The sequence below is a fragment of the Fusobacterium mortiferum ATCC 9817 genome, from assembly GCF_000158195.2.
Classification (GTDB): domain Bacteria; phylum Fusobacteriota; class Fusobacteriia; order Fusobacteriales; family Fusobacteriaceae; genus Fusobacterium_A; species Fusobacterium_A mortiferum.
Genome location: NZ_GL987988.1, coordinates 482,586 through 496,125, shown reverse-complemented (window position 1 = coordinate 496,125; position 13,540 = coordinate 482,586). Strand labels below are relative to the sequence as shown.

Below are 13,540 nucleotides of genomic sequence, written 5' to 3'. Positions count from 1 at the left end.
AGATACAAGTCTTTATAAAAAAGATACAAGATTTTTCTTTGACGTTGCTAAAAATGATTTAAATAATAATGTTTCTGCTATCAAATATATTGGGAGATATTTATCTCGCGCTCCTATCGCTGAATATAAAATACTAGATTTTTCTGACAATAAAGTTACCTTCTATTATGAAGATCTTTCTAATAATAAAGAAAAAGTTGAAGTTACTATGGAAGTAGAAGAATTTCATATTTTAATATATCAAAAGGCTCCATTTGTTGGAAAGAATATTGTTGGTAGCGCTGATTAAAATCAGCTTTTTTGTGTTACAAAAATATTTATTTTTTCTTATTTTATTAAACTTCTAATAGAAATATTAACTAATTCCTTATTTTTCTCTTAAAAAGTCAAATTATAATTTCCTTATATATAAAAAAGATTGACTTCTACCTTTTAAAAGTCAATCTTTTATTAAATAATATTTATATCTTTAAAAAGTTTTATTTCTTCACCCTAATTGCGAGTTTATAAATATTTTCTTTTATATTTATTATCTCTGTTTCAAATAAAATATATACTTTTTCATCTAAAATTGATATTTTATTTTCTTTTATCCTACTTAAAAGTTCTAAAAGAACTTTTCTTCCTTCTTCGCCATCAAAATGCCCAATTGAAGATATTGTAGCATAATCTCCACTATTAATAACAATCTCCTCTTCATTATTTTTTTGATCTAAAACCACATAAATTTTCCCTGTTATCTCTTTATTTCCTAAATCTTTAAAATCTTTTTTTACAATATTTAATCTTATATTTTCCTCATATTCATCTATTTTTCTTAGAAATTCTTCTGGCATAAAACATTCTTCCGAGACTTTAATTTCATCTATTATTTTAGTTCTATAAATATTATCAAAATACTCTATTCTTGGAGTATAAAAAAATTTTTTCTCTTCTTTTAGCTAAACTTATTTTTTTTAATAAAACTATTTGTTTTTCTGAATAATATCTATAGCCATTTTCTTTCCTTATTTCAAGGGAAATTATATCATTTTTATCATAATATCTTAATTTTGAAGTTGAAATATTTAAAATTTTTGCAACTTCACCTATTGAATAAAAATTTTTCATATTACTTTCTCCATTATTTTTTATATTCTTTCTATTTTTTCAGCTATTAATCTTGATTATAATATAAAATTACTAACTTTACAATATCTTTAACAAAATATACACTTACAAAATATTTTTAACAGTTATTTTTTCTTTCATCTCTATAAATTTCAGTTAAAAATGTAGTTTTAACAAAAAAAATGTACTATTTTTTTATAAAAATATACTTGACTTTTTTGGTATAGAGTAATATAATCAGAATATAAAGATAAGTAGTTTAATCTAGTTTAAAATAAATTAAAATGCAAGATAAGAGGGGGTAGTACAATGCTTTTTAAAACAACTGATATTCATGAGGAGTTACGTAAAAAAGTTAGAGAATTTGCTGAATCTGAAGTTAAACCAATAGCTTTTATGTTAGATCAAAATAATGAATTTCCTACTGATGCTATTAAAAAATTTGGAGAGATGGGTCTTATGGGTATACCTTATCCTAAAGAGTATGGTGGAGCAGGTATGGATACTCTTAGCTATGCTATTGCTGTAGAAGAGTTATCAAGAGTTGATGGTGGAACTGGGGTTATTCTATCAGCACATGTATCTCTTGGAGCTTATCCTATATATGCCTTTGGTACTGAAGAGCAAAAACAAAAATATCTTGTTCCTCTAGCTAAGGGAGAAAAACTTGGAGCCTTTGGACTTACAGAGCCAAATGCTGGTAGTGATGCTGGTGGAACTGAAACAACTGCTGAATTAGTTGGAGATTATTATATATTAAATGGCGGAAAAATATTTATAACTAATGCTGATAAAGCTGATACATATGTAGTATTTGCTGTTACTACTCCTGATATAGGAACTAGAGGAATTAGTGCTTTTATTGTTGAGAAAGGTTGGGAAGGATTTACGTTTGGGGACCACTATGATAAGATGGGAATCCGTTCATCATCAACTGCTGAATTAATTTTTAACAATGTAAAAGTACCTAAAGAAAACCTTCTAGGAAAAGAGGGAGAAGGATTTAAAATAGCAATGTCTACACTTGATGGTGGTAGAATTGGAATAGCTTCTCAAGCTCTTGGAATTGCTCAAGGAGCTTATGAGCATGCTCTTGAATATGCAAAAGAGAGAGTACAATTTGGTAAACCAATAGCTCAACAGCAAATTATATCTTTTAAATTAGCTGATATGGCTACAAAATTAAGAGCAGCAAGATTCTTAGTATATAGTGCTGCTGAACTAAAAGAGAATCACGAACCTTTTGGAATGGAGTCAGCTATGGCAAAACAATATGCTTCTGATATCTGTCTTGAAGTTGTAAATGATGCTCTACAAATCTTTGGAGGTTCTGGATACTTAAAGGGAATGGAGGTAGAGCGTGCTTATAGAGATGCAAAAATCTGTACTATATATGAGGGAACAAATGAAATTCAAAGAGTAGTTATAGCTTCTCATATTATTGGTAAGATGCCTAAGAGTGAAAGTAAAAAGAAAAAAGATAAGGCTAAAGGTGGAGTTACTGGACCACGTAAAAATATGATTTTCAAAGATGGAACTATGGAAGAAAAAGTTAATGCTTTAGTTGAAAATCTAAAAAATGATGGATATGACTTTACTGTTGGAATCCCTGCTGATACTCCTATCCCATTAGCTGAACGTGTAGTAAGTGCTGGTAAAGGAATTGGAGCAAAGGAAAATATGAAACTTATTGAAAATTTAGCTTATCAAGCTGGAGCTGCTATCGGTTCATCAAGACCAGTTGCTGAAACTCTAAGATATGTTCCTCTTAATCGTTATGTTGGAATGTCTGGACAAAAATTTAATGGAAATCTTTATATAGCTTGTGGAATATCTGGAGCTGGACAACATTTAAAAGGAATAAAAGATGCTACTACTATCGTAGCTATCAACAATAATCCTAATGCTCCTATATTTAAAAATGCTGACTATGGAATAGTTGGAGACGTAAAAGAGATTTTACCTCTACTTACTCAAGCTTTAGATAATGGAGAAGAGAAAAAACCTGCTCCTCCTATGAAAAAAATGAAGAGAGTAGTTCCTAAACCTACTAGACCATCATCTTGGAAGAGATATGTTTGTGGAGGTTGTGGATATGAATATGACCCTGCAATAGGAGATGAGGAAAATGAAATCCCTGAAGGAACACTATTTGAAAAATTACCAGAAGAATGGATTTGTCCAGATTGTGGAGAAGAGAAAACTGCTTTTATTGAGATAGAGGATTAATAGGAGGAAGATAGTATGCATAACGTTAGAAAGATAACTGAAGATTTATATTGGGTAGGAGGAGATGAACATCGTCTACACCTATTTGAAAATGTACACCCTATAGCTAGAGGTGTTTCTTACAACTCATATCTTTTATTAGATAAAAAAACTGTTCTATTTGATACTGTAGATTGGGCAATAGGGCGTCAATTTATAGAGAATATTAAGCATGTATTAAAAGATAGAAAACTTGACTATATGGTAATCAACCATATGGAACCAGACCATGCTGCTATGATTCAAGAGGTAGTTATGCACTATCCAGAAGTTAGAATCATTAGCTCTGAAAAAGCTTTCTATTTTATGAATCAATTTGGTTTCCATATTGATCCAGAAAAATGTGAAACAGTAGTAGAAGGAGATACAAAATCTTTTGGAAAGCATAAGATACTATTTGTAGCTGCTCCTATGGTACACTGGCCAGAAGCTATGGTAAGTTTTGATTTAACAAATGGTGTTTTATTCAGTGCTGATGCCTTTGGAAGCTTTGGAGCATTAGACGGAAAACTATTCAATGATGAAGTAAACTTTGATAGAGATTGGATAAATGATGCTAGAAGATATTATACTAATATAGTTGGTAAGTATGGACCTCATGTACAAGCTCTACTTAAAAAAGCTGGTGGAATAGATATAAAAATGATTTGTCCTCTTCATGGTCCTGTATGGAGAAATGACTTTGAATATCTTTTAGATAAATATAATAGATGGAGTAAATATATTCCAGAGGAAAAAGGAGTTATGATAGTATATGCTTCTATGTATGGAAATACTGAAAATGCTGCCTCTGTACTTGCTAGAAAACTTGTAGAAAAAGGAATGACAAATGTTCATATGTATGATGTATCAAAGGTACATGTTTCTGAACTTATAGCTGAAACTTTTAGATACAGTCATATAGTATTTGCTTCTGTTACTTATAATCTTGGAATCTATCCTCCTATGCACAATTACTTAATGGATATGAAAGCTCTAAATGTTCAAAAGAGAACTGTAGCAGTAGTTGAAAATGGTTCTTGGGCTTGTAAAGTTGGAAGCTTAATGGTTCAAGCTCTTGAAGAGATGAAAGATATGAATATCTTAAATGAAAAAGTTACTCTTACTTCTTCTATGACAGAAGATAACCATATTGAAATGGATTCATTAGTTGATGCTATCTTAGATTCTATGAAAGATAAATAATTATTTCAAAGGAGAGGTTTCCCTCTCCTTTTATCTTTTAAATATCAGATAGTTTCCTAATGCAAGTGGTGCTATCTCATAGATATTTTCATAAAATTTAGATCTTTTTATCTGATAATTTTGCTCATCTAAAGTTATTTTTCCTATCTCACTGAGCAAAGAATTAAATATATATTCATTTTGAAAAAATTCTCCATATAAAATTATCTTTTCTGGATTGATTACAGAGATTATCATATCAATAGCATAAGCTATATATTGTATAGCTTCTCCAGTAACTGATAGAGATAACATATCTCTTTCATCTACCCCATTTAACACATCTTTTATTTCCAATTTTTTCCCTTCATCTAATATTTTTTTCAAAGAACTATACTGATTATTTATTCTAATTTGGGTCATAATTTTTTTTATAATTGCTCTATTGGATACCTCTGTTTCTAAACAACCTCTTTTTCCACAAGAACACTTTTCCAAACTATTTCTCTTCACTACCATATGTCCTAATTCTCCAGACATGGAACCATATCCATGATAGAGCATATCATTTAGATAGATACTTCCTCCTACACCCTCTTCTACATTGAGAACAACAAAGTTATAGTTTTTCTTGCATTCTCCAAAAACTTTTTCAACTAAAGCCATTGCTCTTACATCATTTTCTATATATACTTTCTTTTTGAATTTTTTCTGAAATCTATCTACTATCGGAATATTTTTAGTATTATAGTGAGGTGAGAAAATAGATATTCCCTTTTCTCCATCTACAAGTCCATTCATAACAACAGATATCACTTTTATTTTTTTATTTTTCTTAAGTTCCTTCTCTATAATTTTCTCTGTTTCCTCTATTATTTCTACACCTAAATCTCCAAGCCTATATCTTCTAGTTGAAAATATACTCCCATCAATATCTCCACAAGTTATCTGTACAAAAGTTGGAGCAAAATATACTCCTAATACCTGCCCTATCTTCTCCTTATTTATATTCAAAAGAGATGGCCTTCTTCCTCCAGTTGACTCTCCCTCTCTTTCCTCAATAATAATTTTTTTCTCTAAAAATTCATTGATTATTTTTCCCACTGCTGCTGGTGTGATGTCAAACTCTCTTGAGATATCAATTCTTGATATCCCAGCCCTTTCTTTTATCAATTCCAATATTTTTAATTTTATATTCTCCTTCTTCAAAATATTTCCCCCTTTACCTCTTTTATATATTTTACTCCATTTTTTATTAAATTGCCAAACTTATTTTAAAAAGTAAAAAAAGTTTTAAGTTTTTTTATTTTTTTCTCTTGATTATATATAAAAATATTATATACTAATGGTAGATAAATAGAATAAATTAGTCGGAGGTCAAACATGATACAAGATTTAATAAAAGAATTTAAAAAAGTTTTTAACTATGAAGGAAAGGTAGAAACATTCTTCTCTCCTGGTAGGGTAAATCTTATTGGAGAACATACTGACTACAATGGTGGTTTTGTTTTCCCATGTGCTCTTGATTTTGGTACTTATGGAATTGCAGTAAAAAGAGATGACAATAAATTTAGAATGTATTCATTAAACTTTGTAAAAGAGGGAGTAAAAGAGTTTACTTTAGATGAATTAGTAAATAAAAAAGAGGATAACTGGGCTAACTATCCAAAAGGAGTTATCAAAACTTTCATAGATGCTGGATACAAAATTGATTCTGGATTTGACATCCTAATCAATGGAACTATTCCTAATGGAGCTGGACTTTCTTCATCTGCTTCACTAGAACTTTTAACAGCTGTTGTTTTAAAAGATTTCTTTAAATTAGATGTAGATATGGTAGAGATGGTAAAATTATCTCAAAAAGCTGAAAATCAATTTATCGGAGTAAATTGTGGAATTATGGACCAATTTGCTATTGGTATGGGTAAAAAAGATAATGCTATTCTACTTGATTGTAACTCTTTAAATTATCAATATGCCCCTATATCTTTAAATGGAGCTTCAGTAGTTATAGCTAATACTAACAAAAAAAGAGGACTTGCTGATTCTAAATATAATGAAAGAAGAGCTTCTTGTGAGGCTGCTGTAAAAGTTTTAAATGAAAATGGAATAAACATAAAATATTTAGGAGAACTTTCAGTAGAAAAATTTAACGAAGTAAAACATTTCATAACTGATGAAGAGCAATTAAAGAGAGCTACTCATGCTGTAACTGAAAATGCAAGAACAGTTGAGGCAGTACAAAAATTAAAAGAGGGAGATATCAAAGCTTTTGGAGAACTTATGAATCAATCTCATATCTCTTTAAGAGATGACTATGAAGTTACTGGATTTGAACTTGACTCTTTAGTAGAAGCTGCTTGGGAAGCTGAAGGAGTAATCGGAGCTCGTATGACTGGAGCTGGATTTGGTGGTTGTACAGTAAGTATAGTTAAAGATGAAAATATAGATGCTTTCATTAAATCTGTAGGAGAAAAATATACAGCTAAAACAGGACTTGTAGCTGATTTCTATGTTGCTAAAATTGGAGATGGAAGCAGAAAGTTAGGTGAATTTTAATGAGTATATTTAAAGATATAAAACTTTTACTTGCCTTTGGATTAAAAAATGGACTAATAGGAAAGTATGATAAAATAATTGCTAGAAACGAAATACTACACCTTTTAAGATTAGATGATTGGGAAAATGTGGAATATAAAGAGGAAGAGATTCCTGAATATCCAACAGAAATTTTAAACAGAATATGTGATTATGCAGTAGAAAAAGGTATCATAGAGGATACAATTACTATGAGAGACCTTTTTGATACAGAGATTATGGGAAAATTAACTCCTACTGCTACTCAAATAATAGAAAAATTTGAAAAGATCTCTCAAGAAAAAGGAATAGAAGAAGCTACTAATTTCTATTATGACTTTGCTCAAAAATCTAACTATATCAGAACTGATAGAATAGCAAAAAATATGCATTGGTATTCAGCTACTGAATATGGTGATATGGAAATAACAGTAAATCTTTCTAAACCTGAAAAAGATCCTAGAGATATAGCAAAAGAGAGATTAATGCCACAGTCTTCATACCCAAAATGCCTACTTTGTTATGAGAATGTGGGATACTCTGGTAGGGTAAATCATCCTGCACGTCAAAATCACAGAGTTATTCCACTAACTCTAGCAAGTGAGCCTTGGTTTATTCAATATTCTCCATATGTATATTACAATGAGCATGCCATTGTATTTTCTGGAGAGCATAGACCTATGAAAATTACTAAGGAAGCCCTTGATAGACTTACAAGTTTTACTGAACAGCTTCCTCACTACTTCCTAGGTTCAAATGCAGATTTACCAATAGTTGGAGGATCTATATTAAGTCATGACCACTATCAAGGTGGACACCACGAATTCCCTATGGCTAAAGCTATGGTAGAAAAAAATATTACTTTCAAAGGTTATGAAGATATCACAGCTGGAATTGTAAAATGGCCTATGTCTGTAATTAGAATTAATGGAAAAGATAGATTAAAACTTGTAGAGTTGGCTGATAAAATTTTAAAAGCTTGGAGAGAGTATAGTGATGAGTCACTTGGAATATTTGCTTATACTAATGATGCTCCGCATAATACAGTTACTCCAATAGCTAGAAGAAGAGGAGAAAACTTTGAACTAGATTTAGTTCTTAGAAATAATAGAACAAGTGAAGAACACCCACTTGGAATCTTCCATCCTCATGCTGATGTTCATAATATTAAAAAAGAAAATATAGGACTTATTGAGGTAATGGGACTTGCTGTATTACCTGGAAGATTAAAAGAGGAATTAGAAATTTTAAGTAAATATATAGTTGAACCTGACTATGAAGATAAGATTAAAAATGATAATAAAGTAGAAAAACATTTAGAGTGGATAAAAAATATTATGAAAAAACATGAAAATATATCTTCTCAAAATGCTCATGATATATTAAAATCTGAAGTAGGAATTACTTTCTCAAGAATTCTTGAAGATGCTGGAGTATATAAAAGAGATGAGAAAGGACAAGCTGGTTTAATAAAATTTGTTGACCATGTAAATAGTATTTAAAATTTAAGGAGGCTATAAAAATGGCAGTATTAGTATGTGGAGGAGCTGGTTACATAGGAAGCCACGTAACTAGAGCTTTAATAGATAGTGGAGAAGAGGTTGTAGTATTAGATAACCTTATAACAGGACATGTGGACGCTGTTCATGAAAAGGCAAAACTTGTTCTTGGAGATTTAAGAGATGAAGAATTTTTAGATAAAGTTTTTACAGATAACAAAATAGAAGGAGTCATAGACTTCGCTGCTTTCTCACTTGTTGGAGAGAGTATGACTGAACCATTAAAATATTTTGAAAACAACTTCTATGGAACTCTTTGCTTATTAAAAGCTATGAGAAAACATAATGTAAAAAATATAGTTTTCTCTTCAACAGCAGCAACTTATGGAGAGCCAGAAAATATCCCTATATTAGAAACTGACAGAACTTTCCCAACTAATCCATATGGCGAAAGTAAATTAGCAGTTGAGAAAATGATGAAATGGTGTGATGTAGCTTATGGAATAAAATTCACAGCACTTAGATATTTCAACGTTGCTGGAGCACATCCTACTGGAGAAATTGGAGAAGACCACAATCCAGAAAGCCATCTTATCCCTATAATTTTACAAGTTGCTCTTGGAAAAAGAGAGAGCATAGGAATCTATGGAGATGACTATCCTACTCCAGATGGAACTTGTATCAGAGACTATATCCATGTAATGGACTTAGCTGATGCTCACATCCTTGCTCTAAAAAGACTTTACAATGGAGGAGAAAGTGCAATATTTAACCTAGGAAATGGAGAGGGGTTCTCTGTTAAAGAGGTTATTGAAGTTACTAGAAAAGTAACTGGACACCCTATCCCTGCTGTTGTATCTCCTAGAAGAGCTGGAGACCCTGCAAAACTTGTAGCTACTTCTGAAAAAGCTATGAGAGAATTAAATTGGAAACCTAAATATAACTCACTTGAAAAAATTATAGAAACTGCTTGGAATTGGCATAAATCTCATCCAAATGGATATGAAGATTAATGAATACAACTAAATAGTAAAAAAGGTATATATCCACTCTTTCACCCTATCTCTCTTTGTGGATATATACCTTTTTTTTATTTTAATCAATTTTTTATAAAAATACACCTATTAATTTTTATATATTTTTTTATTTTTTTTGATAGTTGTGTTTTTTTATAGTTTTTTATATACTTTTAATATACAAAATAAAAGGAGAAAGATACGATGATAAACTCTAAAGAATTATTATTACATGCTCAAAAAAATGGATATGCAGTCCCTGCTTTTAATTGTCATAACTTAGAAACAATTCAAGTTATTGTTGAAACGGCTAATGAATTAAGGTCTCCCGTTATTATAGCTGGAACTCCAGGAACTTTTGATTATGCTGGAAGAGATTATATTCAATCAATTGTTGAAACTGCTGCTAAAAAATATAATATTCCCATTATTCTACACCTAGATCATCATACTAAAATAGAAGATATAGAAGCTTCTCTTAAATTAGGAACTAAGTCTGTTATGATAGATGCTTCTCATCATTCTTATGATGAAAATATTGCTATTGTTAAAAAAGTAGTTGAAATAGCTCATAAATTTGATGCTACTGTTGAAGCAGAACTTGGAATTCTAGGCGGTCAAGAAGATGATTTAGTAGTTAATGAAAAAGATAGTAAATATACTAATCCTCAACAAGCAGTAGATTTTGTAAAGAAAACAGGTATTGATTCTCTAGCAGTTGCTATTGGAACTGCTCATGGATTATATAAAGAAGAACCAAAGTTAGATTTTGAAAGATTAAAGGAAATAAGAAATTTAGTTACTATTCCTCTTGTTTTACATGGAGCTTCTGGTGTACCAGAAGAAGCAGTAAAAAAAGCTATATCATTAGGAATTACCAAAGTAAATATAGCTACTGAATTAAAAATTCCTTTCTCTTCTAAATTAAGAGAATACCTAGTTACTCATCCAGAAGAAAATGATCCTAGAAAATATATGAAGGATGCAAAAAAAGCTATGGCTGAAATAGTTAAAGAAAAAATTCTTATGTGTATGAGCCAAAACAGATATTAATTGAAGGAGGGAGATTTCAATGTTATATACTTTAACTTTAAATCCTGCCATTGACCTTTTTATTGATTTAAATGAGCTATTACCTAAAAAAGTTAATAGAAGTAACTATGATGATTATCAAGAAAATGGAAAAGGAGTAAATGTTTCAAGAATTTTACATAGACTTGGAATTGAAAATACTGCTTTGGGATTTATAGCTGGATTTACTGGCAATTTTATTAAAGATAAACTTGAAGAAAGTGGTATAAAGACAAATTTTATAGAAGTTGATGGAATTACTCGAGTAAATGTTTTTCTAAATGCAGAAACAGAATATAAAATTGTAAATAAAGGTCCTCTTATCCCAGAAGAAAAAAAAATTGAGCTTCTAAATCAGTTAAATCTTTTACAAAGTGGAGATTATCTCTTTGTATGTGGAAGTTTACCTAGAGGAATTGATGTTTCTATTTATGAAGAAATTATAAAAATCTGTAAAAATAATAATGTTAAATTAATTTTAGATACAAGTTCTAAAGAAGTTTTAGAATATTTACATCATGGAGTATATTTAATAAAACCTAATGATGAAGAATTAGCAGATTTTTTTAATATAAAACATTCATTAAGCGAAGAAGAAATAGAAATTTATGCTAAAAAGCTTATTGAAATGGGATGTGAAAAAATACTTGTTTCTCGTGGAGAATATGGAGCTATCTATTTTGATAAAAATCATACAGTTGCTGTTACTGCACCAAAAGGAGTTGTTATTAATACAGCTTGTTCTGGAGATACTTTACTTGGAACATTTATTGGAAAAAGTTATCTTGGAGAAACAATAGAAATGGCTCTTGCTTATGCTTCTGCTAGTGCTTCATCTACAGCATTTACAGAAGGAATAACAAATTTTGAAAATGTACCTGAACTTTTAAAACAAGTTAAAATAATAAAAAATATATAAAATATAAAAAGAGGTGGAATTATGAAAATATTAGGAATTACTGGATGCCCTACTGGTATCGCACATACATTTATGGCTGAAGAAGCTCTTAAAAGAGCTGCTAAAAAATTAGGAGTAGAAATTAAAGTAGAAACACATGGGCAAGCTGGAATAAAAAATAATATCACTCCTGAAGATATAAAAGAAGCTAGTGGTATAATAATTGCTGCAGATAAAAATGTGAATCCTGAGAGATTTAATGGTTGTCATGTTATAGAAGTTAGTGTAAGTCAAGGAATTAAAGATGCTGAAAAATTAATACAAGCTGTAATAGATGGTAAAGCTCCTATAAGAAAAGGAAATAAAATCGAAAATGAAGAAAAAGAATTAGAGATTGCTAAACCTACTATTGGAAAGCAAATATATAAGCATCTTATGAATGGAGTTTCTCATATGTTACCTTTTGTTGTAGGTGGAGGAATTTTAATAGCAGTCTCTTTCCTATTTGGTATTTATTCTTCTAATCCAAATGACCCTAGTTATAATGAGTTTGCGGCTCTTTTAAATAAAGCTGGAGGTTTTGGATTCCAACTTATGGTGCCTATTCTTTCAGCATATATTGCATCTTCTATTGGAGAAAGACCTGCTTATGTCCCTGGATTTGTTGGAGGTATGATGGCCAATGTAGGTGGAGCAGGATTTTTAGGTGGTATTGCTTCTGGATTCATAGCTGGTGGAATTATTTGTGTTCTAAAGAGAGTCTTTTCTAAATTACCAAAATCTTTAGAAGGACTAAAGGCTATTTTCTTATATCCTGTTTTTGGAATGTTATTTATAGCTATTATAATGAGTGTAATTGTTTCTCCAATGGAAACTGTTAATGAAGGAATGAAATCTTTCCTTGCTTCTTTCCAAAACTCTAATCCTATAGTACTTGGAATAATAGTAGGAATAATGTGTGCTTTTGATATGGGAGGACCTGTAAATAAAGCTGCATATGTTACTGGTACAGCTTTACTTGCTCAAGGAAATTATTACTTTATGGCTGGAGTTTCTGCTGCTTGTATTACACCACCATTAGTTATCTCTATTGCAACTTTATTATTTAAAAACAGATTTACAGCAGACCAAAGAAGTGCTGGATTAGCTAATATTGTTTTAGGAGCTACACACATCACAGAAGGAGCTATTCCTTTTGCTGCTGAAAAACCAATTGTAGTACTTCCTATACTAATGTTAGCCTGTGCTATTTCTGCTTCATTAACATATATTTTTGGTGTACAAGTTCCTGCTCCTCATGGTGGTTTCTTAGTATTACCAGTTGTTACTGGTGGATTTAAATGGGTTTTCTCTATACTTGTTGGTTCTACAATTGGTGGAGTTTTATATGGTATTTCTCGTAAAAATGTAGAAATTAAAAACTAAATATTATATAATAAAATAAAAAATTTAGGAGAAATTAAAATGAACTTAAAAGAATTTTTAATTGAAAAACAAATTATCGTTACAGATTTAACTACTAAACAAGACTTTTTTAAAACTATAGCTGATTTAGCTTTTGAAAATAATATTCTTTCAGATAAAGAAGAAGTAATACTTGGTCTTAACGAAAGAGAAAGTAAGGGTAGTACTGGATTATTAGATGGTTTTGCTATACCTCATGCTCAAACTCCATCTATAAAAAAAGCGGCAGTTGTAATTGTAAAGAGTACTAATAAAGTCGGATGGGAATCTTTAGATGGAGAACCTATTAATACAGCTATTTGCCTTCTTGTGCCAAAATCACAAGCTGGAACTACTCATATTGATTTTTTAACTGAAATATCAAAATTATTAATGGATGATGACTTTAGAGCTAATCTTAATAAATTAAATGATAGCCACTCTATTTATGAAGCATTTTTATCTCAATTCTAAGTTTTGATATAAAATAAAAA

Annotated in this window: 13 protein-coding genes; 10 read left to right on the top strand and 3 right to left on the bottom strand. The window is 30.2% G+C overall.

Annotated elements, in window-relative coordinates:
• A partial coding sequence (locus tag FMAG_RS13645; protein WP_005884027.1) for a transposase occupies positions 1–289 on the top strand: 289 nt, incomplete at its 5' end.
• A gap of 190 nt (positions 290–479) precedes the next feature.
• Here the strand turns inward: FMAG_RS13645 and FMAG_RS03355 are convergent.
• Both FMAG_RS03355 and FMAG_RS03350 read right to left on the bottom strand, forming a co-directional pair.
• Positions 480–836 carry a hypothetical protein gene (locus FMAG_RS03355; RefSeq protein WP_005884025.1) on the bottom strand — a complete coding sequence of 119 codons (357 nt, stop codon included), beginning with the start codon at positions 834–836 and terminating at the stop codon, positions 480–482.
• 55 nt (positions 837–891) lie between these two features.
• Positions 892–1,110 carry a MerR family transcriptional regulator gene (locus tag FMAG_RS03350; protein ID WP_005884023.1) on the bottom strand — a complete coding sequence of 73 codons (219 nt, stop codon included), beginning with the start codon at positions 1,108–1,110 and terminating at the stop codon, positions 892–894.
• A 309-nt stretch (positions 1,111–1,419) separates the two neighbouring features.
• On the opposite strand from FMAG_RS03350, the gene FMAG_RS14220 reads away from it, so the two are divergent.
• Together FMAG_RS14220 and FMAG_RS03340 are read left to right on the top strand one after the other, a co-directional pair.
• Positions 1,420–3,339: an acyl-CoA dehydrogenase family protein gene (locus FMAG_RS14220; protein ID WP_005884021.1), complete on the top strand. Its 1,920-nt coding sequence runs from the start codon at positions 1,420–1,422 to the stop codon at positions 3,337–3,339.
• A gap of 15 nt (positions 3,340–3,354) precedes the next feature.
• Positions 3,355–4,563: an FprA family A-type flavoprotein gene (locus FMAG_RS03340; RefSeq protein ID WP_005884019.1), complete on the top strand. Its 1,209-nt coding sequence runs from the start codon at positions 3,355–3,357 to the stop codon at positions 4,561–4,563.
• A gap of 30 nt (positions 4,564–4,593) precedes the next feature.
• Here the strand turns inward: FMAG_RS03340 and FMAG_RS03335 are convergent, their stop codons facing one another.
• Positions 4,594–5,751, bottom strand: coding sequence for an ROK family transcriptional regulator (locus FMAG_RS03335; protein WP_005884017.1), 1,158 nt, complete (start codon positions 5,749–5,751; stop codon positions 4,594–4,596).
• Between the two features lie 174 nt (positions 5,752–5,925).
• Here FMAG_RS03335 and FMAG_RS03330 point away from each other — a divergent pair, with 174 nt between their 5' ends.
• The 7 genes from FMAG_RS03330 to FMAG_RS03300 all read left to right on the top strand — a co-directional run bounded on the left by FMAG_RS03330 (position 5,926) and on the right by FMAG_RS03300 (position 13,520).
• Entirely contained in the window at positions 5,926–7,101 is a 1,176-nt protein-coding gene (locus FMAG_RS03330; RefSeq protein ID WP_005884015.1) for a galactokinase, read from the top strand.
• On the top strand, positions 7,101–8,621 hold the full coding sequence (gene galT / locus FMAG_RS03325) for a UDP-glucose--hexose-1-phosphate uridylyltransferase (RefSeq protein WP_005884013.1): 1,521 nt from the start codon (positions 7,101–7,103) through the stop codon (positions 8,619–8,621). The genes FMAG_RS03330 and galT overlap by 1 nt, the downstream gene beginning before the upstream one ends.
• Before the next feature lie 20 nt (positions 8,622–8,641).
• Positions 8,642–9,631, top strand: coding sequence for a UDP-glucose 4-epimerase GalE (gene galE / locus FMAG_RS03320; RefSeq protein ID WP_005884012.1), 990 nt, complete (start codon positions 8,642–8,644; stop codon positions 9,629–9,631).
• Positions 9,632–9,838: 207 nt separating this feature from the next.
• Positions 9,839–10,687, top strand: coding sequence for a tagatose bisphosphate family class II aldolase (locus tag FMAG_RS03315; RefSeq protein ID WP_005884009.1), 849 nt, complete (start codon positions 9,839–9,841; stop codon positions 10,685–10,687).
• Positions 10,688–10,706: 19 nt separating this feature from the next.
• Positions 10,707–11,624 (top strand): 1-phosphofructokinase, encoded by a 918-nt coding sequence (pfkB, locus tag FMAG_RS03310; protein ID WP_005884007.1) that lies wholly within the window; start codon positions 10,707–10,709, stop codon positions 11,622–11,624.
• 21 nt (positions 11,625–11,645) lie between these two features.
• Positions 11,646–13,028, top strand: coding sequence for a PTS fructose transporter subunit IIC (locus FMAG_RS03305; RefSeq protein WP_005884005.1), 1,383 nt, complete (start codon positions 11,646–11,648; stop codon positions 13,026–13,028).
• Between the two features lie 39 nt (positions 13,029–13,067).
• Positions 13,068–13,520 carry a PTS sugar transporter subunit IIA gene (locus FMAG_RS03300; RefSeq protein ID WP_005884004.1) on the top strand — a complete coding sequence of 151 codons (453 nt, stop codon included), beginning with the start codon at positions 13,068–13,070 and terminating at the stop codon, positions 13,518–13,520.
• Positions 13,521–13,540: the final 20 nt, after the last annotated feature.

Excerpts from the sequence above, each read along its gene's own strand:
- FMAG_RS03355 (WP_005884025.1), bottom strand. The coding sequence starts at position 836 with ATGCCAGAAGAATTTCTAAGAAAAATAGATGAATATGAGGAAAATATA.
- FMAG_RS03350 (WP_005884023.1), bottom strand. The coding sequence starts at position 1,110 with ATGAAAAATTTTTATTCAATAGGTGAAGTTGCAAAAATTTTAAATATT.
- FMAG_RS14220 (WP_005884021.1), top strand. The coding sequence starts at position 1,420 with ATGCTTTTTAAAACAACTGATATTCATGAGGAGTTACGTAAAAAAGTT.
- FMAG_RS03340 (WP_005884019.1), top strand. The coding sequence starts at position 3,355 with ATGCATAACGTTAGAAAGATAACTGAAGATTTATATTGGGTAGGAGGA.
- FMAG_RS03330 (WP_005884015.1), top strand. The coding sequence starts at position 5,926 with ATGATACAAGATTTAATAAAAGAATTTAAAAAAGTTTTTAACTATGAA.
- galT (WP_005884013.1), top strand. The coding sequence starts at position 7,101 with ATGAGTATATTTAAAGATATAAAACTTTTACTTGCCTTTGGATTAAAA.
- galE (WP_005884012.1), top strand. The coding sequence starts at position 8,642 with ATGGCAGTATTAGTATGTGGAGGAGCTGGTTACATAGGAAGCCACGTA.
- FMAG_RS03315 (WP_005884009.1), top strand. The coding sequence starts at position 9,839 with ATGATAAACTCTAAAGAATTATTATTACATGCTCAAAAAAATGGATAT.
- pfkB (WP_005884007.1), top strand. The coding sequence starts at position 10,707 with ATGTTATATACTTTAACTTTAAATCCTGCCATTGACCTTTTTATTGAT.
- FMAG_RS03305 (WP_005884005.1), top strand. The coding sequence starts at position 11,646 with ATGAAAATATTAGGAATTACTGGATGCCCTACTGGTATCGCACATACA.
- FMAG_RS03300 (WP_005884004.1), top strand. The coding sequence starts at position 13,068 with ATGAACTTAAAAGAATTTTTAATTGAAAAACAAATTATCGTTACAGAT.